The sequence below is a fragment of the Nodosilinea sp. E11 genome (genome assembly GCF_032813545.1).
GTDB lineage: Bacteria > Cyanobacteriota > Cyanobacteriia > Phormidesmidales > Phormidesmidaceae > Nodosilinea.
The window spans coordinates 4,829,339-4,851,467 of the sequence record NZ_CP136520.1 but is presented as its reverse complement, the minus strand read 5'-3'; the positions used below and the strand labels follow the sequence as shown (position 1 = coordinate 4,851,467).

The window sequence follows — 22,129 nt, the reverse complement described above, 5'->3', positions numbered from 1 at the left end:
TAGCTCAATTCTTGCTTGAACTCCCAGGGCGACCCCCTAAATCTCAAATAAATTTAAGCCCCAGGGAGGATGTTAGGCACCATCATCGCCAAACTTCCTATGAAATTCCTATGAGTTAGGTCTTAGATAGAAAGGGCGGTCGAGGAGGATGAGAATTCTTTCGCCTCGCTATTCAAAACGAAGGCGCTGTTGCATTACGGCCTGTGCATTACAGCCTGAATCAGTCAGTGCGATCTCCTCAACCTAGGCCGAATCTCTTCAGAATTTGCTAATTCTCCCCTGGCCGCCTTCCCCATGTTTGACTTCCTCCGCGCTAAACCCTCTAGCCCCAGCCCGGCCCAGATTGCCCGCCACTGCCGCACGCTGGGCTGGGCTGGGTTAATACTTCAGTCGCTTTTGGGGGTGATGCCGCTGCTGGTGGTGATCGCCCGCCTAATGCTCAACCCCCAGTGGCGCAATGTGCGATCGTCCTGGGGATTGTGGCTGGCGGTGCTGGGGTTAGCCATTTTGCTGTTCAGCATCTACTGGTGTTTTCGCTACATTCGCATGGCGCGGCGGCTCGAAAACCCCGATCTGCGTCCGGCTAAGTCAGCAGTGAAGCGCTACCTCAAGCTGGGATTGCTGAGCAACCTGGCGCTGATGGCGATCGGCGTGCTGCTGGCCCTGTGGCGGGTGACGATGCTGAGCATTACCATGCTGACCATTCCCCAGGGCACTACAGTAGTCACCCCTGGCGCGGCGGCGGTGCCCGGCGGGCTGATTACTCCTTCTAGCATGATTGCGATTCAGGCGATGGTGAGTGCGATCGCGGCAGGTCTAGTCGGCGTGGTGATTGCCCTACTGCTGATCTACCAGGTAGGCCGCCACCGCAACTCCCCCGACTTGTTTGTGTGACTGGTTCAGGGGTGTAATTCAGACGTTGAGCGTGCAGATCGCTATATTGTGGGCTTTCGCCTTATCCACCTATAGGGATCCCAACGAATTTGTAGAGGTACAACGGGTGTCTCAGCCGCGCAGGCCTCTCGCCGGTACGGCGAATTTTTACATCTCATGTGGGACTGCTACGTCAACTCAGTCCAATGTTCATCGTTGGTATCCCCAAAATTTAGATGAGCACACTATAGCGGTTCTTAATAGAGGGAGGTACACAGTTGCCGAGTTCTAGATCCCCCCAGTACCTAGCTGTCTAAGTTTCACGCTTTATCCCCCTTGATCAGGGGGGCAGGGGGGCGCATCGCGGTGTACTTTACCCGAGTGAAATCCGCTATTAGTTGGTGAGCACAATTATTCGTAGGGTGTGTCACCGCCATGCGTGACGCACCGAAGCTAATCCGGGCGGTGCGTTGGGCTGTCGCCACAACAACCCCTACAGCATCGTTTAATTGAGGCTACCTACTTACTAGCTAACTGAGGTTTTCCATAAATCTTATCAACTCACTGCAATGGGCTAAATATCAGAACGCTATAATAGTTAGCTATATCAAAAACTTTTATTAAAAATTCAATTCTATTCTGCGGCTTCAATCGCTTTGCCTTAGCCATTGGGTAGGTTTCACGATGCCAACTTGTCGAACAATCCTTGTCATTGCTGATTCAGAAGAGCGCGATGAGGACTACCGGCGGCAACTCCAGCAAGAAAGCAGCTATGACTACAGGATTTGGCCAGGTCGACATCCCAACCCACCGCTAGCGCTGTTTGAAACGCAGCAGTTTGACGGCATTCTTTTAGGATCTGAGCGGCCTCACTCCAACAGCATTGCCCTGCTCTGTCAGCTAAAGACGCAGATGGGCGATCGCTGCCCGCCCGTCGTGGTGATTGACGACGACGATGCCGTTCTCGCCGCTAGGGTCTTTAAGAGCGGGGCCGCCGATTATTTGGTCAAAAACCGCATGACCCCCGACGACCTGCGTCTGGCCATGCGCAGTGCGATCGCCAATGCCGAACTGCGCCAAGAACTCACCCTCAGCCAGGCGCAGTTGCGCCGCCATGAGACATCGATTCAGGCGCTCAACCGCGATCTGACCAACCGAGTGGCGGAGCTGCAAAGCCTGTTGGAGCTGCTGCCGGTGGGAATTGCGATCGCCACCGATGCGACCTGCACCCAGATGCAGAACAACGCCTACCTGCGTCAGCTGCTTGGCGTGGACCCGGGCAAAAACATCTCCCAGAGCGCCCCCGCCCACGAAAAGCCCGCCTACCGCGTCTTACAAAACGGACGGGAAATAGCGGTGGAGGATTTGCCCATGCAGATGGCGGGCCGATTGGGTATTGACGTGCGCGACGCCGAGTTTGACATTGTGCTGCCCGATGGCACCCTGCACCAGCTGCTCTGCTACGCCACCCCGCTACAAGATGACCAGAACTGCATTCGAGGGGTGGTGGGCGCGTTTTTAGACATTACCGAACGCAATCGCGATGCCAGCGCGCTCAAGGCCAGCCAGCAGCGCTACCGAGAGCTGGCCGAAGCGATGCCCCAGATGATCTGGACCGCCGACGCTGCTGGCACGATCAACTATCGAAATCAGCGGTGGTACGACTACACCGGGCTGAGCGAAACCGAGTCGATCGGGGCGGCCAGGGCCAGCGCCGTGCACCCGGAGGATCGCGATCGCGCCCTGGCGGACTGGCAGAGTGCGATCGCCACGGGAGCACCCTTCGAAACCGAGTGCCGCTTTCGGCGGTGGGATGGGCTGTACCAGTGGTTTATCTGTCGAGCCGTTCCCACCCGCGACGGAGACCACCCTATCACTAGCTGGATTGGCACCATTACTAACATCGACGACATCAAGCGTAGTGAGGCCCTGGTGCAGCGGCAGCTGGCAGAAATCGAAGCCATCTATCAATCTGCCCCCATCGGCCTCAACGTGCTCGATACCGATCTCCGCTTTGTGCGCATCAACCAGCACCTGGCCGCCATCAACGGACTGCCCATCGAGGCCCACCTGGGGCACAGGGTGCAGGAGCTGTTTCCTGTCCTGGGCGATGCGGTTGAAACCCTGCTGCGCCCGATTTTGCAAACGGGAGAACCGCTGCTCAACGTCAAAATTGAGGGAGAAACCCCAGCCCAGCCCGGCGTGCAGCGCACCTGGCTAGAACACTTTTTGCCCCTCAAGGCGGGTGGCCAGGTAGTGGGCATCAGCACCGTGTGCGAAGAAATTACGGAACGAATTCAGGTAGAAGCGGCCCTGCGCCAGAGCGAAGAACGCTTCCGCGATATGGCCGATAACGCACCCGCCATGATCTGGGTGACCGACCCAACCGGCCACTGCACCTATCTCAACCGGGGCTGGTATGACTTTACGGGGCAAACCCAGGCAACAGCATTGGGGTTTGGCTGGCTCGATGCGGTGCATCCCGAAGATAGCGAGGCGTCTAAAACCGTTTTTTTGCGGGCTAACGAACGCCGCGAAGGGTTTCGGCTGGAATATCGGCTGCGGCACCGGGATGGTAGCTATCACTGGGCGATCGATGCGGCCAATCCCTGGTTTGACAGCGAGGGGCAGTTTAAAGGGTTTATCGGCTCTGTCATCGACATTAGCGATCGCAAGTGGGCCGAGGAAGCGCTGCAGGGCAGTGAAGACCGTCTGCGGCTGACCCTGGAGTCGGCCGAGCTAGGCACCTGGGACTTCAACCCGCTCACGAAGACGTTGACCTGGGACGACCAGTGCAAGGCGATGTTTGGGCTGCCCCCCAGTGCCGAGGTGACCTGGGAGGTTTTTCTGGCAGGGCTGCACCCCGACGATCGCGATCGCACCGACCAGGTGGTGCTGCAATCCCTAGACCCCACCGGCAGCGGCGACTATGACATGGAGTACCGCACGGTGGGCCTCGAAGACGGCATCGAGCGCTGGATTGCCGCCAAGGGAAAAGCCTTCTTCAACCCGGCAGGGGTGGCCATCCGCTTCATTGGCACCGTTCTCAATATCACCGAGAAGAAACGGGCCGAGGCCGAGCGAGATCTGCTGCTGCAGCGGGAGCAGACCGCCAGGGCCGAGGCCGAACGCGCCAACCGCATCAAAGACGAGTTTTTGGCCGTCCTGTCCCACGAGCTCAGATCGCCGCTCAACCCGATTTTGGGCTGGGCCAAGCTGCTGCAAACCCGTAAGCTAGACGACACCAAGACCGCTGCCGCCCTGGCCACCATTGAGCGCAATGCCATCTTGCAGACCCAGCTAATCGACGACCTGCTCGACATTGCCAAGATTTTGCGCGGCAAACTCAGCCTGAATGTCACCTCCGTCAACCTCGCCTTTGTGATCGAAGCGGCGATCGAAACCGTCGCCACCGCCGCCGCTGCCAAGTCAATTTCCCTGTGCCCAGAGCTGCCCAACATTGGCCAGGTCTCGGGCGATGCGGCCCGTCTCCAGCAGATCGTCTGGAACCTGCTATCTAACGCCGTCAAGTTTACGCCCCGGGGGGGCCGAGTTGACATCGTGCTGGAGCGAGTCGGCGAGCAGGCCAACATTACGGTTAAAGACACCGGCAGAGGCATTAACCCAGACTTTTTGCCCCACATCTTTGAAACCTTTCGTCAGGAAGATGCCTCGATCACGCGCCAGTATGGGGGGTTGGGGCTGGGGCTGGCGATCGTGCGACAGCTGGTCGAGTCCCACGGGGGCACCATTGCGGTAGACAGCCCAGGCGAAGAGCTAGGCGCATGGTTTACGGTGCAGTTGCCCCTGCTCACCGCTGAGCCAGACGGTCTGTCACCCCAGGCGCTGCCCCAATCCGCCCTTGACCTCACCGGCCTGCGCATTCTGACTGTCGACGACGATCCCGATGCCCGCGAACTGCTCTCGACCATCCTTACCCAGTACGGAGCAGAGGTGTTATCGGTCGATACGGCCTCGGCGGTGCTGGCCAATCTCGCCTCGTTTCAGCCCGATCTGTTGATTAGCGATATCGGCATGCCCGAGGTAGATGGCTGCTCGCTGATCCAGCAGGTGCGATCGCTCCCGCCTGAGCAGGGGGGCCAGATTCCCGCGATCGCCCTTACCGCCTACGCGCGGGAGGAAGACTATGAGCAGTCGATCTGCAGCGGGTTTCAGGCCCATGTGACCAAACCCCTTGAGCCCGAGCGTCTGGTGCAGGCGCTAGTAGCGCTGATCGGTAGCCCGCAAAACCAAGCCCCAGAACTCGCCCACCTGATCTAGTACTTGATCTGGCTGATTGTGACAGGCTCCGTTGAGAGGTTTCAGGTTCAAGGGCAGCCTTTGAACCTGAAACCTTGAACTCTCTAACCTGTCACCTTTGGCTTGATACACTAATATAGCCATAGTCACTTGGGTTAGGAAATCCAGAAACCCTAGAAACGTTCAAACGTTCTTAGGAGACATGTCTTAACCGGACTGGCTACAGCTATAGTTCTCAATCATTAGAACGCAGGCTTTATAGCCATTGCCAGAACCGTTAGGACATGACCGATACCCTTGGAGCGATGGCTATACGCTTACGCTATTGTGCTGTCCCAGTTATCGCAAAGGCCAGGGGCTGATATCCTAAGCGCAATGGCCATCGCTATATCTAGCTGCGCTGGGCATATTCAATCGCGCAAAACGTTGCCCCTTGCGGGTCTCGAATCAGCGTAAACTTGCCCGTGCCCTCAATCAACAGGGGCGGCAGCAGCACCTGGCCGCCCAGGGCTGTGGCTTGTGCTGCGATCGCATCCACATCCTCCACCGTAATGTAGACCCCCCAAGTGGGCGGCATATTCGCCTGGTTTGGCGGCGGTGGGGCCATACCGCCAATCTCCTTGCCCTCCACTTCAATAACGGTGTAAGGAGTATCGCCGAGGGGGCCTTCTTTGAGCGTCCAGCCAAATAGCGGACCGTAAAACGCTTTGGCGGCGGCGACATCGGGGGTAACTAACTCGCACCAGCTAAACGCACCAGGTTGCTGAAACGGATTCATAGCTTGCTCCATAGAGGACAACAGCTGAGATATAGCCATGATCACCTGGGTTAGGACATCCAGAAGCTCTTGAGAATGTTTGAACGTTCAAACGGGAGATGTCTTAACCAGGCTGGCCACAGCTATATCAAGCAGGGGGGTGGGGCTACCTGCTGTAGATAGCATAGGAGTGAATTTGACTCATCAGGCCGTTAGCGAAGCCATGTCGATCACAAAGCGATATTTCACATCGCTTTTCAGCATCCGTTCATAGGCTTCATTGATGTTCTGAATGTCGATGACTTCGACATCGGCGGTAATGCCCTGTTCGCCACAAAAATCGAGCATGGCCTGGGTTTCGGCAATGCCGCCGATCAGCGACCCGGCCACTGATTTGCGCCCCATGATCAGCGGCACCGTATTTAGGGTTGGCACCAGATTGCCGAGCAGCCCCACCAGCACCAGCGTGCCGTCAAGGGCTAGCGTCGACAGGTAGGGGTTGAGATCGTGCTCCGTCGGTACGGTGTCGATGATCAGGTCAAACTGGTTTTTGGCAGCGGCCATTTGCCCTTCGTCGGTGGAAATCACAATGTGATCGGCCCCCAGTCGGCGGGCATCCTCTTCTTTGCCGGGGGAACGGGTCAACAGCGTCACCTCTGCCCCCAGCCCCTTCGCCAGTTTCAGCGCCATGTGCCCCAACCCGCCGAGGCCCACCACCGCCACCCGGCTACCCTCGCCTACCTGCCAGTGATACAGGGGCGACCAGGTGGTGATCCCGGCGCACAGGAGCGGTGCGGCCCCTTTGGGGTCTAGCCCCTCAGGAATCTTCAGCACAAACTGATCTGACACGACGATGTTTTGGGAGTAACCGCCGTAGGTGGGGGTTTGATCCTGGCGATCGCTGCCGTCATAGGTAAAGGTGGGAGACTCCTCGCAGTATTGCTCTAACCCCTGGCCGCAGGGCGCACAGCGCTGGCAAGAATCGACCATACAGCCGACGCCGACCCGATCGCCCGGCTTAAACCGCGTCACCGCGTCACCCACGCCGACCACGCGACCGATAATCTCATGGCCGGGCACGACGGGGTAGGTCGTACCGCCCCAGTCATTGCGGGCCGTGTGCAAATCGGAGTGACAGACACCACAGTAGAGAATTTCGATCGCCACATCGTTAGCGCGCGGATCGCGACGCGTAAAGCGATAGGGGGCCAGATCATCTGTAGCAGACTTGGCGGCGTAGCCGAGTACAGTCGTGGTCATAGGTTCTGCCCTAGGGAGGTGATAGTTGCTTTACTGTTCTTAAGGTATTGGTAGGCTTTAGGCATGCCCCTAAAGAACCATTTTTGCCATTTTGTGTCGGTTCCTTGGCCTGAGCTTTGCGGCCTACCGCTCGCTCGGCGGCATCGAAACCCGGTTTCTGCGTCGCTGCTTTAACGGCATGATTGGCATAGCCCTGTCTAAGTCTTGCTTACGCTAAAACGTCAGTCTTAGGGATGATTTATAGTCATGCCACAGTCGAGTTGAATGGATTTACCGTTTATGCATACGGCTCCATCCTCCATGAAACGCGACGCGAGCGGCAAGTTTGTGAACAACTGGGAGCGAGAGACCAAACATCGAGTCAGCCTATCTCTAACTCCTACAGCTTGGCGATCGCTCGATCAGGCAGCCAAACACCAGGGGATTTCCCGCTCTGAAATCGTTGAACAGTTTGCCCGCAGTTTAGAAGAGGCAGATGCCGCCTCCGACGGAGAAACTACTCAAATCGGACGGCTGCAAACCCAGTTGCTTGAGCTACAGCAGCAGAACCAGTTGCTGGAAGAGCAATTAGCGAATGCCCCAGGTCAAGTCGAGCGGGCAACGGAGCACACAGTCGTCGCTATTTTAGAAAGCATCACCGATGCGTTTGTAGCCTTTGATCGCGACTGGCGCTACACCTATGTCAACCAGGCGGCAGCTCAGATCTTGCACAAAGCCCCTGAAGACCTGCTCGGCAAGCAGGTTTGGAACGAGGTTTTTCCTCAGCTGGTGGGTGGGGTAGCCTACGAGGCCATGCATCGTGCGATCGCGGAACAAGTTCCGGTGGCTTGGGAAGAGTTTGGCGATCCCCTTTATCGATGGTTGGAGGTCAACGCCTACCCCTCAGCGGCGGGCATCACGGTTTATTTTCGCGATGTCACCGAACGTAAGCAGGTCGAGCGAGAGCGAGAGCAATTACTCCGCGATCTAGAGACAGAACACGCCCAGTTTGAAGCGGTGCTCCGACAGATGCCGGCAGGCGTATTGATTGCCGAGGCAGCGTCTAACAAATTAGTGCTAGCCAATGAGCAGGCGAAACAAATTTTGGACTATAGCTACGAGCAGTCCTATGAGCTGGATAACTATACCCCCATCGCTCCCTTTCAAGCGTTTCGCCCCGATGGACAAAAGTATGACCCCCATGAGTTTCCGCTACTGCGATCGCTGAGAGACGGCGAGGTCGTGACCCACGAGGAGATGGAGCTCCGCTGGAAGAATGGTCAGCGCACTGTAATTAGCACCAATTCGGCCCCCATTTTAGATAAACAGGGGCAAATTTTGGCCGCCGTAGTGGTGTTTCAAGACATGACCGAACGCCAGCACACCGAACGGCTTCTCAGACAGCAAACAGAAGATCTCGAAAACCAACAGAAATGGTTAGAAGCCGTCCTCGACTTAATGCCAACACCCACGGTTTTCATTGAGCCAGAAACGGCAAAAGTCACGTTTTCTAACCGGATTGCGAATGAATTAGCGGGGAGTGATTTACCCAAACATAAATTCTTAGAAGACTATACCAACACCTATTACTGCACCGATGCCCAGGGCGATCGCATTGCCACCGACCAAATACCAGGTGTGCTGATTGCCCGTGGAGAGCAGGTGCAGAACTATGAGCTGAACTGGCATACCCCCAGCGGCATTCGGGCCACCCTGTGCTGGGGAGAAACCCTACCCGCCATGTATGGGCATCCCGCGATCAGCATTGGCATGTTTCACGATGTGACCCGCCTCAAGCAGATTGAGGGAAACCTACGGCAGGCCGAAGAACGACTACAGCTAGCCCTCTCCTCGGCCCAAATGGTGGCCTGGGATGCGGATCTAGAAACGCAGCAGGTGGTCTGTTCTCCCAATGCCAAAGACATTTGGGGCCAGGAGGTAGGTACCACCGAGGCGTTTCGAGCGTTGATTCATCCTGACGATCGACCGCTGTTACAACAAGCAGTCGATCAGGCGGTCGTGGGAGACCAATCCTTTGCCCAAGAGTATCGAGTGGTCACCCCCGACGGTGGAGAGTGCTGGCTGAAGAGCCGGGGCCAAGTTTATCTTAACGAAGCGGGCCAAGCCGTACGCATGACTGGGGTTTCCATCGACATTACCGATCGCAAGCAAATTGAAGCCAACCGAGAAACCTTGCTGACAGAACTCCAGCAAAAAGAACGACAACAGCAGTTTTTGATTGAGCTGAATGATGCCGCCCGCACCCTGCAAGACTCCGAAGAAATTATTTGGCAGATGGTCACCACCACCGGCCAGCATTTCAACGTCACCCGCTGTGCCTACGGTGAAATCGATGCCGCCCAAGCCCAGGTGATCGTCAATTGCGATTACTGCGATGGCGTCAGCAGTGTGGTGGGCCAACATCCCTTAGATGCGCTTGGAGCCGACATCATTGCCGAGCTCAAGCAGGGCAAAACCATTGTGGTCGACGATATTAATTGCGATCCTCGCACCGTTGGAGCCAGTGCGGCAACCTTTGCCAGCATTCAAACCCAGGCTCTGCTCTGCGTACCCTTGGTGAAGCGGGGGCGGTTTGTCGCCCTCCTGGTGCTCCTTCACACCAGGCCACGCCGTTGGACAACGGACGATGTGGCCCTAATGGAACGCATCGCTGAAAAAACCTGGCTGGCCGTCGAGCGATCGCGGGCCGAAGCCGAACTGCGCGACAGTGAGGCTTACCTACAGCTCGCCCTCAACATTGGCCGGATGGGCACCTGGGAATGGGATATGCAGACCGATGCCATGCGCTGGTCGGCGGGGCATTTCACTATTTTGGGTTATCAACCCGACGAATGTGAACCAAGCTACGAGATGTGGGCCAGCCGTGTTCATCCCGATGACATGGCAACCATCAACGCCAAGTCTCAGCAGGCGATTCAGGAGCGCACCGAGTACCATCACGAATATCGTCTGCGCTGGCCCGATGGCTCTATTCGCTGGGTCGAAGCCAGAGGGCAGTTTTCCTACGATGTGCAAGGCCGTCCTAAGCAGTCGATCGGGGCGGTGATCGATATTACCGAACGCAAGCAAGCGGAAGAAGCCCTGCATCAGGCGCTGCAAAAGCTCAACTTCCATGTTGAAAACACGCCCATGGCCGTCGTCGAGTGGGATCGAGACTTTCGGGTAATTCGGTGGTCTGCGGGGGCCGAGCGCATCTTGGGTTGGCAAGCGGAAGAAATGCTGGGCAAAACCTTGACCGAGATCCCGTTTGTCTATGAGGAGGATCAGGAGCCTGTGGCCGAGGTCTGCCGTCGGCTGGTCTGTGGTGAAGAGCCCCACATCCTGTCATACAACCGCAACTACACCAAAGATCGTGCCGTAGTTCATTGCGAGTGGTACAACTCCAGTCTGAAAGACGAATCGGGGCAGATGAGTTCAGTCTTATCCTTGGTGCTGGATATCACCGAGCGCAAGCAAGCCGAGCAGGAACGCGAACAACTGCTAGAGCGCGAACGTCTGGCCCGAGCCCAGGCCGAAGCCGCCCAACAACAATTGGCTACTCTAGTGGACACCTCCCCGGTAGGGCTGGCGCTATTGGACAGTGAGCAGCGATTTGTCGCCATCAACGATGCCCTGGCTGAGATCAACGGGCTACCCCGTGACTATCACCTGGGGAAGGCTGTGCCGGAGCTCTTTAGTCAAACCGATCCGGCCATCGTCGAGGTTGTTGGCCAGATCTATGCCACCGGTGAGCCGTTTATTTCGCCCAACCTGGCCATCAATGCCCCTGGACGTGACGATCGCCATCCCGGCTACTACAACGTTTACTACCTGCCAACGGTGGACTCAAATCAGCGAGTAGAAGGGCTGTTAGCCTATGTGGTCGATATCACCGATCGCGTCAAACTAGAGCACGCCCAGCAGTATCTTTCGGAGTCGAGCGCCGTATTGGCCTCTTCCCTCGACTACCAAACCACCCTGGAGCAAGTTGCCCAACTCACGGTCCCGAAACTGGCCGACTGGTGTACCGTCCACATTGTGGAAGAGAATGGCACCATTGGCCAAATTGCCGTCGCCCACGTTGACCCCGCCAAGCTGGAATGGGCTTACCAGCTTCGAGACCAGTACCCTCTAGATATCAATGCAGAGCGCGGTGCCGCCCTGACCCTGCGTACCGGACAGTCAGACTTTGTGCCTGAAATTCCGGATGAACTGTTGGTCCACGCCGCCCAAGACCCTGAGCATTTAGAGATTTTGCGGCAGGTGGGCTTTAGCTCAGTGATGACGGTGCCGCTGTGCAGCCAAGACCGTGTTATCGGCGTGATCTCATTCATCTCGGCGGAGTCGGGCCGCCGCTACACCCCCACCGATTTACAGCTGGCCGAAGAATTGGCCCACCGGGCTTCCTTGGCGATCGAAAATGCTCAGCTCTACCAGGCTGCTCAGCGCGATCGCGCCAAAGCCGAAGCCGCCAACCGCATTAAAGACGAATTCTTAGCCGTCTTGTCCCATGAGTTGCGATCGCCCCTCAACCCGATCTTGGGCTGGGCCAAACTACTGCGCAGCAAGCCCCTAGATGCGGCCAAAACCGACCAGGCCCTAGAGACGATTGAGCGCAATGCCAAACTCCAGGCCCAGCTGATCGAAGACTTGCTTGATGTCTCCCGCATTTTGCAGGGCAAGCTGACCCTGACCATTGCCCCGGTAAATTTGGTCACCACCCTTGAAGCGGCGGCGGAAACCGTGCGCCTGGCGGCGGAAGCCAAACAAATTCACCTTCAAATCACGCTGAATGCGATCGCAGGCCAGGTTTTAGGCGATACCAATCGGCTGCAGCAGGTGATTTGGAACCTGCTCTCCAACGCGGTCAAGTTCACCCCGGCGGGGGGCCAGGTGACCATCACCCTAGAGCAGGTTGATGCCTACGCCCAAATCCAGGTGAGAGACACCGGCAAGGGCATTCATCCCGACTTCTTGCCCCACGTGTTTGACTATTTTCGGCAAGAAGATGGCACCACCACCCGCCAGTTTGGCGGCCTCGGCCTCGGCTTGGCGATCGTGCGTCAGCTCACCGAACTGCACGGCGGGCTGGTTGCAGCCAAAAGCCCAGGCCAAAACCTCGGTGCGACCTTTACCGTGCGGCTCCCTCTCACCCTAGCCAACCCGGATCAACCCTCTTCTGCTGAACCCTTGACCCAAGCGACCGACCTAACCGGGCTACGGGTCTTGGTGGTAGACGATGAGGCCGACATGCGAGAACTGGCTTCCTTCATTCTCATCCAGGCAGGAGCGCAGGTGGCCACGGCGGCCTCAGCCCTACAGGCCCTCAGCCTGCTCAATCAGTCGGTGCCCGACCTGCTGCTATGCGATATTGGCATGCCTGAGATGAATGGCTACGCGCTAATTCAGCAAATCCGCAACAGGCTGCCCGACCAGGGCGGTAATATCCCCGCGATCGCCCTGACCGCCTATGCGGGAGAGGTTAACCAGCAGCAGGCGCTGGCCGCTGGCTTTCAACTGCATCTGGCCAAACCCATCGAACCCGACGTACTGGTGAGAACGATCGCCACCCTAGTGCAGTCCCGAACACAAGCAGGCTAGGGTCGCGTCGGCACCGGTTGCGGAGGTGGGCGATAATAGCCTCGGTTTCTCTGCACCCACCTATGCTCAACTCCGTGCGATCGCGCCTCATCCCCTACCTGCGCACCCAGGTGCTCCCCTCTAAACCGGCTCAGCTACTGATTCAAACCTGGCTCAAGTGGGATCGCGACAATGTGCCTGGCATGGCGGCGGCCCTATCTTACTACGCGCTGTTTTCGCTGTTTCCACTATTGCTGGTGGTGCTCAGCGTCATTGGGGCGCTGGTCGGCCCCAACACCGAAGTTTTTAGCGCTATTCAAGATGTGATTGTGCGCTACCTGCCCCCCGAGGTACATGACCTGATTCGAGACACCATCATTTCTCTCTACGAAAACAGCGTTGGGGCTGGGCTGATTGGGTTTGGCATTTTGCTGTTTGCCGCCAGCACCATCTTTGGCATGCTCAAGCGATCGGTCAACAAGATTTGGGAGTCGCCCAGCCAGGTCAGCGAAGCGGGGTCGCCGGTCAAAATGGCCACCTTTTTCCTGCTCAATAAACTGTCGGCGTTTTTGCTGGTGCTGGCCACGGCACTACTGCTGCTGGCCTCCCTGGTGTCGAATATCGTGATTAGGGCGATTCTCACCCTGATTACCACCTTTCAAGAAACCTTTGCCGTTTGGGAGATTGACGAAGTCTTACTGGCCCAGGGGTTGCAGGCGGGCTGGTCATTTTTGGGCCTGGGCTTGGCGATCGCGGGCCTGTTTCGCATTCTACCTACCATCCGGCTCTCCTGGCGCGACATCTGGCCGGGTGCGCTGCTCACCACCGTCCTGCTGGCCCTGCTGCAATGGCTGGTCAGCAACAGCATCATCAGCCTGGGCAGTCGCTTTGTCAGCTATGGCGTCATCGGCAGCGTGATGATCTTAATGCTGTGGATTTTTCTGGCCTGCCAGATCTTCTTTGCGGGGTGCGAATTTTCGTTTGTCTACGCCCATCTGTTTGGCAGCAGGCGACGGGTCGCTAGATTTGGGCCAGGAGTGGGCGAAGGAGGAAGCGCTCCTCTACAGTAGGGTTCTAGGAGGCAGTATTCGATGGCGAAGTTTAAGGGTTTTCTGGTCACGCTAGGGCTGAGTGTGCTGTCGGCCTGCGCACCTCAGGCTCCGGCTAATAGCCCAGCTCCTAGCCCCTCAACCCAGCAGCGGTTTGGCGATCGCCCCGGCCTTACCGTCTTAGCCACCGCCCTTACAGACCCTGTACAGGGCCAAACCCTCTACGTGCCAGTGTATTCAGAAATTTTCGACTCTGATAGCAACCGCGCCTTTCAGCTCACGGTTACCCTCAGTTTGCGCAACAGCGATCGCAGTCAGCCCATTGTCATTACCACCCTCGACTACTACAACTCAGGGGGCGATCGCATCAGCACCTACCTCGATCAGCCAATTCAGCTTGGTCCTCTGGCGTCTACAGAAATCGTGGTTGACCGCACCAACACCACTGGCGGGGCGGGCGCTAACTTTATTGTCGAGTGGCAGGCGATCGCCCCCGTCAGCAATCCTGTGATCGAAGCCGTAATGATCAGCACCACCTCCCAACAGGGCATGTCCTTCGTCAGCCCCGGCCACATCATCGCCGAACTCCACCCCTAGCCGCCCCCATCCACCCCTCACCCATCCACTCTTCACCCTTCACTCTCCCCCCCCATGGCCACCATTCACCCCTCCACCGACTTCCGCTCCGACACCGTCACCTGGCCCACCCCCACCATGATCGAGGCCATGGCCACCGCCGAACTGGGCGATGACGTCTACGGCGAAGACCCCACCGTCAATCAACTAGAAACCTTGGCGGCCAACCTGCTGGGCAAAGAGGCAGGACTGTTTGTCACCAGCGGCACCCAGGGCAACTTGATCGCGGCCCTCACCCATGCCCAGCGCGGCGACGAAGCCATTCTGGGTGCAGACGCCCACACCTTCTGCTGGGAGGCCGGGGGCATTGCGGTGCTAGGGGGGATTACGCCCCGCCCGCTGCCCACCGATAGCCGGGGCCGCATGGCGTTGGATCAGATTAAAGCGGCGATTCGGAGCGACAACCCCCACCTGCCCCACAGCCGCCTGATCTTGCTAGAAAACAGCTCTGGCGGCAACCACGGCGCGGCCATTGAACTCGACTATTTTGCGGCGATCTATACCCTGGCCCAGACCCACGATCTCAAAGTTCACCTCGATGGGGCTCGCCTATTCAACGCCACCACCGCCCTAGGCCTCGATCCAGCGGCCATGGCTGCCCAGGTCGATTCGGTCAGCATCTGCCTGAGCAAGGGGCTGTGTGCCCCGGTGGGGTCGCTGCTGGTCGGCAGCAAGGCGTTTATTCACCAGGCCCGCCGCCACCGTAAGCTACTGGGCGGCGGCATGCGCCAGGCAGGGGGGCTGGCAGCGGCGGGCATTATTGCCCTCAAGACCATGACCCAGCGGTTGCAGAGCGACCATGATCAGGCCCAAACCCTAGCCCAGGGGCTGGCCACCATCCCTGGCATCGACATTGACCCAGCGGTGGTCGAAACCAACATGGTGTTTTTTGATCTGGCGGCAGAAGTACCTGTAACGCCAGCGGAGCTGATCAAGACCCTCCAGCTAGAGTATGGGCTGTACCTGGGCGGCTACGGCGATCGCACCCTACGAGCCGTCACCCACTACTGGATCGAGCCCGCCCAGGTAGAACGCCTCGTCAACGCCATTCGCGCCATTGTTGCCACCCAATAAGGAGTAGAAGGAGATGGGTGATGGTGAAGCTTGACCATCACCCATCTCCCTCTACCCATTGCGCTGCACCCCAGACCTGGCTACACTTAGCCCAGCAATCTGACCCCCACTTCCCCTGTTTATGGAATGGCATGTGACTGATGCCCAGAGCTTGAGAGTCATTGACTCCGAAATTGGCGACCACAGCTTCTCGCCCTCGGAGTACGAAATTGTGCGCCGAGTCATCTACGCTACCGCCGATTTTGACTTTAAAGACCACATCCACTTTTCTGACCAAGCGCTGCAATCGGGGGCCGCTGCCCTCGCGGCGCGCACAACCCTGATTGTGGATGTGCCCATGGTGCAGGTGGGCATTACCCCCGGCATTCAGCACACCTTTGCCAACCCCGTCTATTGCAGCATGGATGCCCTCACCCGACCCCAAAAGGGCAAAAGTCAGGCCTCTTGGGGGGTAGAAACCCTGGCCCAGCGCTATCCCGAAGGCATTTTTGTGATTGGGGCGTCTGAGGCGGCTCTGGCCACCCTGGTCGATTTAATCGATGCCGAAAAAGTGCGTCCGGCCCTGGTGGTGGCCACGCCCGCCGGGTTTATTGACACTGCGGTGATTAAAGCTCGTCTACAAGATACGATGGTGCCCCACGTCACCACCAAGGGGCCGAAGGGCAGCGCTGTCGTGGCCGCAGCCATTATCAATGGGCTGGTAGATTTATCGTGGCAGGCCTACGGCCAAGACAGTCCTTAACCGTTTTGAGGGGCGATCGCAGAGACAAACGCGCCTTGCCCCTGCGATCGCCCCAACTCACGCCAGAGCCAGATTAACAATCGCGATTTTCGATCGCACCGTCGGGCATTGTGGTGTTACAAAACAGCACCATGCTGCGGTTGGTGCCGCGCAGATTCGCCCCTTTCAGGTTGGCTCCCTTGAGGTTAGCGGAGCCCAGGGTGACGCTTAACATCACCGCGCCGCTGAGGTCGGCATCAGACAGGTCGGCATCGCTGAGGTTGGCCTGGGTCATTTCGACATTGGTGAGGTCGGCCCCCGAGAGATTGGCTCCGGGCAAGTTGGCACCGTTCATCTGGGCATTGGCCAGGGTGGCCCCGCTCAGATTTGCGCCTTCCATATCGCTGAGCATGAGGTTGGTAGCGCTGAGATCGGCCCCCGAGAGGTTGGCCCCAGTGAGTACCGCAATTTTGAGGTTGGCACCGTGCAGGTCGGTGTTGCTTAGGTCAGCATCGTTAAGAATGCACACCTGGCACTTTTTGGTGTCGAGCAGCTTCTGCACATCGTCGGGAATAGCGGCTTCGGCAGGGGCAAAGCCCATACCCCACAGCACCAGAGCGAGGGCCAGCATGGCCAGTAGGCGTTTCATAATCTGCAAACATCCTGTCTTAAGAAGGTCGGTCTTGGCTATTCTCCCATTCAATGGGGTAACCCGCTCGGTCACCCCCCTGGGGCCGATTGCCCAGGCAGATCAAGGTTACCTAGGCCCAGCCAAAACTGCTCGGGCTGGGGGTTGCGCCGACAGGGGGGCCAGTAGCGCAGGGCGGCGGCTTCGAGCTGGGGGGCAGGCAGGGGCAGGTCTTGGGCCAGGCACAGGTGGGCAATCGCTCGCCTGAAGGGTTCACTGTGGCCCTCACGGTCAGACTCGCTGGCACCATCACGGCGGCCCTGGGCGATCGCGTGGGCCAGCTCGTGGGCCACTAGCCCCGGCCAGTCGGCAGGCACAATGCGACCTGGGTCAACCATCAGGGTGATGGGTTGGGTGCGATCGTTGCAAAACCCGTCAACCTTGGCCTGGGGGGCAAGGGGGGCCGCCAAAATCTGCACGTTGGGCTGCTGGGCGGGGGCAAAGCAGTCGAGCAAATCAGCCAAAATTTCGTTGAGCCGCTGGTTGACCCGGTAAAGGTGCTGCCCCATCCACAGCAGAACTTCTCCCGGCGGGTCAGCAATGTGGGCCAGGCTAATCCAGCTGGGCTGCACGGCCAGATCGCGCAGCACGCCCAGATACTGGGTGGCCCACAGCTGCGGGTCTAGATCGGTGGCGACCGGTTGTTGCCAAACCTCGGCCCGGTGCAGGGGTTGAAGGGCAGACTCAGGGGCAGGGGTGGGGCGATCGCGATCCATAGTCCAGACCATCAAAGGCCCGCTCTAGCAAGTGCAATAGCCAAAATTTTCCCATATTTATTAGCGATCGGTCAGCAACGAACACTTTAACTTCGTTAGTTTCGATACCCTCATGGTCATCATAAAAAGATAGGTGAGATCGCATTTTTCTCGTCTGGCTGCGATCGCCAACCGCGTTGGTAAACTTCACAACCAGGCCTCTCATGGGTCTCAAGACCGACGCGCACTTACCTAACGACAGAGTTCGACGGTAAGATTTAGCGCTAAAAAGACCAGCAATTGCACATTTCTTCCTCAGCCCCCGGATCAAAGTTATATATTTAATAAAGTAGTTAGGTATAGCGCAGAACTTTCCACCCAGATTCATGGTTGCCACTCCCCGCCTTAGCTTCGTGAGCCAGCGCCCCCGCACCGGGGATGCCGAAACGCTGAGGAAAATTTTTACCGCCGTAGATGCAACCAGCTGTCCCTATACCTACAACTTTCACATGCACACCGCTTGCTCTGACGGCAAGCTCTCCCCTGGGGCTTTAATGGAGCAGGTGGTCGATATCGGCCTCCACGCCTTTGCCATTACCGACCACCACACGGTCCGGGGCTACCAGCAGGCCAAAGCCTGGCTCGAAGACTGGCAGTGGCGCAACCCTACCTCCCTCCGCAGTCGCCAGCGCGGCCAGCGTGGTGGCGCTGTTCCCCGGCTGTTTACCGGCGTAGAAATCACAACTCTTTTAGCTGAAACCGAGGTGCACATTTTAGGCTACGGCTTTTCGCCCAGTCATGATGCGATCGAGCCCTACCTGCGGGGCTATGCACCCCGAGGTGACGACAAATTGGCCACCGCTGTGATTCCCGCCATTCAGGCAGCAGGGGGGATTGCGGTTTTGGCCCACCCAGCCCGCTACCGGGTGTCGGCCAAAACCCTGATTCCGGCGGCGGCAGCCCTAGGCATTGATGGCCTAGAAACCTACTATGCCTACGCCAATCCCGAGAACTGGGCACCCTGCCCCCGCCACACCCCAACTGTGGAGCAGTTCGCCCAAGACTATGGGCTGCTGACCACCTGCGGCACCGACACCCATGGGCCTAGCTTGCTACGGCGGTTATAGCCTTCTACTATGGTCGACTACCTCACGCTTAAATCGGTCCTTGAGCACGGTCTTCAACAGCAAGAAACCCGCTACGGCCTCATAGATGAGGCGCTGCACAGTCGCGTTTGGCTGCATTCTCAGCCGACGAATCGGGTTTGTTTATTTTTCCATGGGTTTACCGCTGGCCCTTACCAGATGGAGCCCATCGGCCAGCACTTTTACCGGGCTGGATACAATGTGCTGGCCCCGCTGTTGCCCGGCCACGGGCGGGCGGGCAAGTGGGACCAAGACACACCGCCCCCCCTGCCCACCGACCCTAAGGTGTATCAAACCTTTGGCATTCAGTGGCTCAATTTGGCTGGTCGGCTGGGTAAGCATGTGGTCGTAGGAGGGCTATCGGGCGGTGGCACCCTGGCCGGGTGGCTAGCCCTAGAGAAAGCTGCCCAGATCGATCGCGCCGTGCTCTGTGCCCCCTATCTGAGCGGCAGCAACAGGGTAATTGACCTATTTGTCAAAAAAATAGACACCTACTTTGCCTGGGCCTCGGCCCCAGGCACCGATGGGGTGGGCACCCCCACCAAGGCAATGCCGCCTCTAGGCTACGGCGGGTTTGCGACGCCAGCCTTGCGAGCGGTGCTAGAGATGGGTCAGTTTTGCCAACAGCGGGTCAAGCAAACCCCGCCCCCAGGACAGGCCGTTGCGCCCATTGCCCCCACGTTTACGATCTCCAGCGAGAGCGATCGCGCTGTGAGCAACCTAGACCACCAGCATTTCTTTGAAGCCGCCCTAAAGCAGCAGCCCCAGAGCTGGTACACCTGCTTTAACAAGGTGCTCGACATTCCCCACACGATGATGACTACAGCTGAGGGCAACCGCTATCAGCATCTGCTCAACGTGATGATTCAGGCCTTTGTCGAGAGTGACTTGACCTGGACTGAGGTAGAAGAAATTGCCTATCGGATGACGCAGAATCGCCCCTTTAATACGGTGGTGGCCGATCTGGGCTGGCAGGCTAAATGCTCCAAAGACCTGCCCGCCATGCTGACGATGGTGGATAAATGGCCGATCGCGGTGAAGCGGAGCCGGGGAGACTTGCGCTCGGGGGTGCGATCGCCGCGCGATCGCTAGCTACCGCCGAAACACAAACAAATTACCCGTGGCCCCGCGCCCAAACCGCAGGTCTTCATCCAGGTAGGAGGTGATCCACAGCGCCTCTTGGCGAAGAAATTCGAGCACGGGCACGGTGATTTGGGGCAGGTGCAGGCCCGCGATGCCGAGCAGGCGGGTTGCCTGCACACTAAAAGCGCCAAAGCTGACGCGGGCACTTTCGCCTTCTTCGTAGGGCTGCCAAATGCCCTGCACGGTGGCTGTCAGCTCGCCCAGGAAGGGCAAAGAGAGCACCGCGCCATTTTCGGTGGCGATCGCCCCTGAGGGCAGGTCTTTGACGATGGCCCCTAGGGGGCGATCGCTGACTAGAGCAGGGCTAGAGCCCTCGGGGCCAGTCAGGCGTTGCCACACCTGGCGAATACCCACCGGCAGCGGCAACTGACGGCTAAGGCGGCGAGTGACCACAGTGCCCCGTGACGCATAGACTAAGGCCCAAGACCCCAGCAGCATGGGCCAATGCTCTGGCCGGAGGGGTTGGTCGATGGGGTTAAGGGTTTCTAGTTCACAGATGATCTGATCGATGGCAGGGTGCTCGACGGGCAGAATAGCCGTCTCAGGTTCTAGGGCGTCAATCTGCTGGAGTAACTGAGTCTTAAGCTGGGTGCGGCGATGGTGAACAGGAGTCATTGCAGGCTGCGGTTGAAGTGGGTGGGCCTGAAGTTAGGCCTAGAGTCTTAGAATACCCGCGCCGGGTCAAACAGATTGCCCTAGGGGCAGCGGCACACCGCGAATTGAGCAATCGAGCAGCTCGATTGGGTGAAACAGCGGCAACGCTTGGCCTTGCTGCGCCATATGCTGCTGAATCTGTAGCGAACAGCCGGGGTTGGGCGAGGCCACCAGGGCCGCACCGGTATTGAGCAAATTCTTCACCTTCATCTGGCCCAGCTCGGTGGCCACCTCAGGGTGCAGCATGTTGTAAACCCCGGCACTGCCGCAGCAGAGAGCGGCATCGAGGGGTTCTCGCAGGCTGACGCCCGGAATTTGCTTGAGCAGCTGTCGGGGCTGAAGGCTGATTTTTTGACCGTGGAGCAGGTGGCAGGCGTCTTGATAGACGATGGGTAAACTGCCCTCGGCGATCGGGTGCAGAGGGGTGGTTAGGCCCACCTGGGCGAGAAATTCTTGCACATCGCGAACTTTGGCGACAAAGGCTTTGGCTCGTTCAACATAGTCGGGGTCATCCTGCAGAATATGGTGGTATTCCTTCAGGGTGTGGCCACAGCCCGCCGCGTTAATCACCACAAAATCGACCTCGGTGGCTTCGAAGCAGTCGATCATGCGGCGAGCCAGGTCTTGGGCCTGGGCTGCTTGCCCCTGGTGGGCGGGCAGGGCCGAGCAGCACCCCTGCGCGTGGGGAATCACCACTTCGCAGCCGTTGGCGCTGAGCACTCGGGCCGTCGCGGCATTGACATCAGAGAAAAACACCCGCTGCACGCAGCCCAGCACCATGCCCACCCGGTAGCGCTTTTGGCCTACGGCGGGGACGAGTTCGGGCAGATCGTCTTGAAAACTCTCAGCAGTGATCGGCGGCAGCAGCGACTCCATGGCGGCCAGGCTGGGGGAAAGTTTGGCCAGCAAACCAGTTTTTTGCACCAGCTTAGACAGGCCCAGCTTTTGGTACAGGTACAGCGGCCCGGCCACGGCCCGCAGCCGCGTGGGGTAGGGAAACAGGCTAAAGATTAGCGATCGCACCGCCCGTTCGACCAAAGGCCGCTCGTGGTTGCGCTCTACCTGGGGCCGTACCGCTGCAATCAGCTGGTCGTACTGCACCCCTGAGGGGCAGGCGGTGGTGCAGGCCAGACAGCCCAAGCAAGAGTCAAAATGCTTCGCCGAAGTGGCCGACAGCGGCGCTTCCCCATTGTTGATCGCATCCATTAAATAGATGCGGCCTCGGGGGGAGTCCATTTCGGTACCGAGCACCCGGTAGCTGGGGCAGGTGGTGAGGCAAAAGCCGCAGTGCACACAGGCGTCGATCAGCTTGGGATCGGGGGGGTGCTGGGCATCGAAACCGTTGGCAATACTGTCAGGCGTGGGCCAAGCGGCGGGAGCTAAAGACTCTGCTGAAGACTCTGAGGTCGGCATGGAAACGCGGGTAAGGGCTATGTTTAGGCTAGCGCGATTGTTCGCCCCTTTCCGCTCTTGCAAGTGCAGATCCTGCAATAGTCAGTATAGGGATCGGCGGGGGTGGGCATAGTCTATCGAGTCTTACGAGGCTGTCCTAACCGGTAACGATGCGCCATACTCACGACTCAGCGCCTATCCGCTGGTACTGCGCCTGCGCCTC

Annotated in this window: 16 protein-coding genes; 9 read left to right on the top strand and 7 right to left on the bottom strand. The window is 58.4% G+C overall.

Annotated features, from left to right (window positions below):
• Positions 1 to 294: 294 nt before the first annotated feature.
• Together RRF56_RS23795 and RRF56_RS23790 are read left to right on the top strand one after the other, a co-directional pair.
• Positions 295 to 894: a DUF3611 family protein gene (locus RRF56_RS23795; RefSeq protein ID WP_317035635.1), complete on the top strand. Its 600-nt coding sequence runs from the start codon at positions 295 to 297 to the stop codon at positions 892 to 894.
• A gap of 663 nt (positions 895 to 1,557) precedes the next feature.
• Positions 1,558 to 5,154 carry a PAS domain S-box protein gene (locus RRF56_RS23790; RefSeq protein ID WP_317035634.1) on the top strand — a complete coding sequence of 1,199 codons (3,597 nt, stop codon included), beginning with the start codon at positions 1,558 to 1,560 and terminating at the stop codon, positions 5,152 to 5,154.
• Between the two features lie 370 nt (positions 5,155 to 5,524).
• Here the strand turns inward: RRF56_RS23790 and RRF56_RS23785 are convergent, their stop codons facing one another.
• Positions 5,525 to 5,911, bottom strand: a complete 387-nt coding sequence (locus tag RRF56_RS23785; RefSeq protein WP_317035633.1) for a VOC family protein — start codon at positions 5,909 to 5,911, stop codon at positions 5,525 to 5,527.
• A 183-nt stretch (positions 5,912 to 6,094) separates the two neighbouring features.
• Positions 6,095 to 7,150, bottom strand: coding sequence for an NAD(P)-dependent alcohol dehydrogenase (locus RRF56_RS23780; protein WP_317035632.1), 1,056 nt, complete (start codon positions 7,148 to 7,150; stop codon positions 6,095 to 6,097).
• Between the two features lie 300 nt (positions 7,151 to 7,450).
• On the opposite strand from RRF56_RS23780, the gene RRF56_RS23775 reads away from it, so the two are divergent.
• From RRF56_RS23775 to RRF56_RS23755, 5 genes are all read left to right on the top strand, one after another.
• A complete protein-coding gene (locus tag RRF56_RS23775) occupies positions 7,451 to 12,730 on the top strand; it encodes a PAS domain S-box protein (RefSeq protein ID WP_317035631.1) in 5,280 nt (1,759 codons plus the stop codon).
• A gap of 62 nt (positions 12,731 to 12,792) precedes the next feature.
• On the top strand, positions 12,793 to 13,779 hold the full coding sequence (locus tag RRF56_RS23770) for a YihY/virulence factor BrkB family protein (protein WP_317035630.1): 987 nt from the start codon (positions 12,793 to 12,795) through the stop codon (positions 13,777 to 13,779).
• Between the two features lie 21 nt (positions 13,780 to 13,800).
• Positions 13,801 to 14,355, top strand: coding sequence for a DUF3124 domain-containing protein (locus tag RRF56_RS23765; RefSeq protein WP_317035629.1), 555 nt, complete (start codon positions 13,801 to 13,803; stop codon positions 14,353 to 14,355).
• Positions 14,356 to 14,409: 54 nt separating this feature from the next.
• Complete coding sequence (ltaE, locus tag RRF56_RS23760) at positions 14,410 to 15,468, top strand: low-specificity L-threonine aldolase (RefSeq protein ID WP_317035628.1); 1,059 nt, start codon at positions 14,410 to 14,412, stop codon at positions 15,466 to 15,468.
• 121 nt (positions 15,469 to 15,589) lie between these two features.
• Positions 15,590 to 16,210 (top strand): precorrin-8X methylmutase, encoded by a 621-nt coding sequence (locus RRF56_RS23755; protein WP_317035627.1) that lies wholly within the window; start codon positions 15,590 to 15,592, stop codon positions 16,208 to 16,210.
• 73 nt (positions 16,211 to 16,283) lie between these two features.
• On the opposite strand, the gene RRF56_RS23750 is transcribed toward RRF56_RS23755, so the two are convergent.
• The 3 genes from RRF56_RS23750 to RRF56_RS23740 all read right to left on the bottom strand — a co-directional run bounded on the left by RRF56_RS23750 (position 16,284) and on the right by RRF56_RS23740 (position 17,783).
• Positions 16,284 to 16,838 carry a pentapeptide repeat-containing protein gene (locus RRF56_RS23750; RefSeq protein ID WP_317035626.1) on the bottom strand — a complete coding sequence of 185 codons (555 nt, stop codon included), beginning with the start codon at positions 16,836 to 16,838 and terminating at the stop codon, positions 16,284 to 16,286.
• Positions 16,839 to 16,909: 71 nt separating this feature from the next.
• Positions 16,910 to 17,605 carry a hypothetical protein gene (locus RRF56_RS23745; protein ID WP_317035625.1) on the bottom strand — a complete coding sequence of 232 codons (696 nt, stop codon included), beginning with the start codon at positions 17,603 to 17,605 and terminating at the stop codon, positions 16,910 to 16,912.
• Positions 17,562 to 17,783, bottom strand: coding sequence for a hypothetical protein (locus RRF56_RS23740; RefSeq protein ID WP_317035624.1), 222 nt, complete (start codon positions 17,781 to 17,783; stop codon positions 17,562 to 17,564). Before RRF56_RS23740 ends, RRF56_RS23745 begins: the two co-directional genes overlap by 44 nt.
• 175 nt (positions 17,784 to 17,958) lie before the next feature.
• Here RRF56_RS23740 and RRF56_RS23735 point away from each other — a divergent pair, with 175 nt between their 5' ends.
• Both RRF56_RS23735 and RRF56_RS23730 read left to right on the top strand, forming a co-directional pair.
• A complete protein-coding gene (locus RRF56_RS23735; RefSeq protein ID WP_317035623.1) occupies positions 17,959 to 18,699 on the top strand; it encodes a PHP domain-containing protein in 741 nt (246 codons plus the stop codon).
• 9 nt (positions 18,700 to 18,708) lie between these two features.
• On the top strand, positions 18,709 to 19,809 hold the full coding sequence (locus RRF56_RS23730) for an alpha/beta hydrolase (protein WP_317035622.1): 1,101 nt from the start codon (positions 18,709 to 18,711) through the stop codon (positions 19,807 to 19,809).
• Here the strand turns inward: RRF56_RS23730 and RRF56_RS23725 are convergent, their stop codons facing one another.
• A complete protein-coding gene (locus RRF56_RS23725) occupies positions 19,810 to 20,475 on the bottom strand; it encodes a PAP/fibrillin family protein (protein ID WP_317035621.1) in 666 nt (221 codons plus the stop codon).
• A gap of 66 nt (positions 20,476 to 20,541) precedes the next feature.
• Entirely contained in the window at positions 20,542 to 21,927 is a 1,386-nt protein-coding gene (locus tag RRF56_RS23720) for a (Fe-S)-binding protein (protein WP_317035620.1), read from the bottom strand.
• Between the last annotated feature and the right edge of the window lie 202 nt (positions 21,928 to 22,129).

Bases quoted from the DNA above. Each gene is read 5' to 3' on its own strand.
- RRF56_RS23795 (WP_317035635.1), top strand. From the start codon at position 295: ATGTTTGACTTCCTCCGCGCTAAACCCTCTAGCCCCAGCCCGGCCCAG.
- RRF56_RS23790 (WP_317035634.1), top strand. From the start codon at position 1,558: ATGCCAACTTGTCGAACAATCCTTGTCATTGCTGATTCAGAAGAGCGC.
- RRF56_RS23785 (WP_317035633.1), bottom strand. From the start codon at position 5,911: ATGAATCCGTTTCAGCAACCTGGTGCGTTTAGCTGGTGCGAGTTAGTT.
- RRF56_RS23780 (WP_317035632.1), bottom strand. From the start codon at position 7,150: ATGACCACGACTGTACTCGGCTACGCCGCCAAGTCTGCTACAGATGAT.
- RRF56_RS23775 (WP_317035631.1), top strand. From the start codon at position 7,451: ATGAAACGCGACGCGAGCGGCAAGTTTGTGAACAACTGGGAGCGAGAG.
- RRF56_RS23770 (WP_317035630.1), top strand. From the start codon at position 12,793: ATGCTCAACTCCGTGCGATCGCGCCTCATCCCCTACCTGCGCACCCAG.
- RRF56_RS23765 (WP_317035629.1), top strand. From the start codon at position 13,801: ATGGCGAAGTTTAAGGGTTTTCTGGTCACGCTAGGGCTGAGTGTGCTG.
- ltaE (WP_317035628.1), top strand. From the start codon at position 14,410: ATGGCCACCATTCACCCCTCCACCGACTTCCGCTCCGACACCGTCACC.
- RRF56_RS23755 (WP_317035627.1), top strand. From the start codon at position 15,590: ATGGAATGGCATGTGACTGATGCCCAGAGCTTGAGAGTCATTGACTCC.
- RRF56_RS23750 (WP_317035626.1), bottom strand. From the start codon at position 16,838: ATGAAACGCCTACTGGCCATGCTGGCCCTCGCTCTGGTGCTGTGGGGT.
- RRF56_RS23745 (WP_317035625.1), bottom strand. From the start codon at position 17,605: ATGGTCTGGACTATGGATCGCGATCGCCCCACCCCTGCCCCTGAGTCT.
- RRF56_RS23735 (WP_317035623.1), top strand. From the start codon at position 17,959: ATGGTTGCCACTCCCCGCCTTAGCTTCGTGAGCCAGCGCCCCCGCACC.
- RRF56_RS23730 (WP_317035622.1), top strand. From the start codon at position 18,709: ATGGTCGACTACCTCACGCTTAAATCGGTCCTTGAGCACGGTCTTCAA.
- RRF56_RS23725 (WP_317035621.1), bottom strand. From the start codon at position 20,475: ATGACTCCTGTTCACCATCGCCGCACCCAGCTTAAGACTCAGTTACTC.
- RRF56_RS23720 (WP_317035620.1), bottom strand. From the start codon at position 21,927: ATGCCGACCTCAGAGTCTTCAGCAGAGTCTTTAGCTCCCGCCGCTTGG.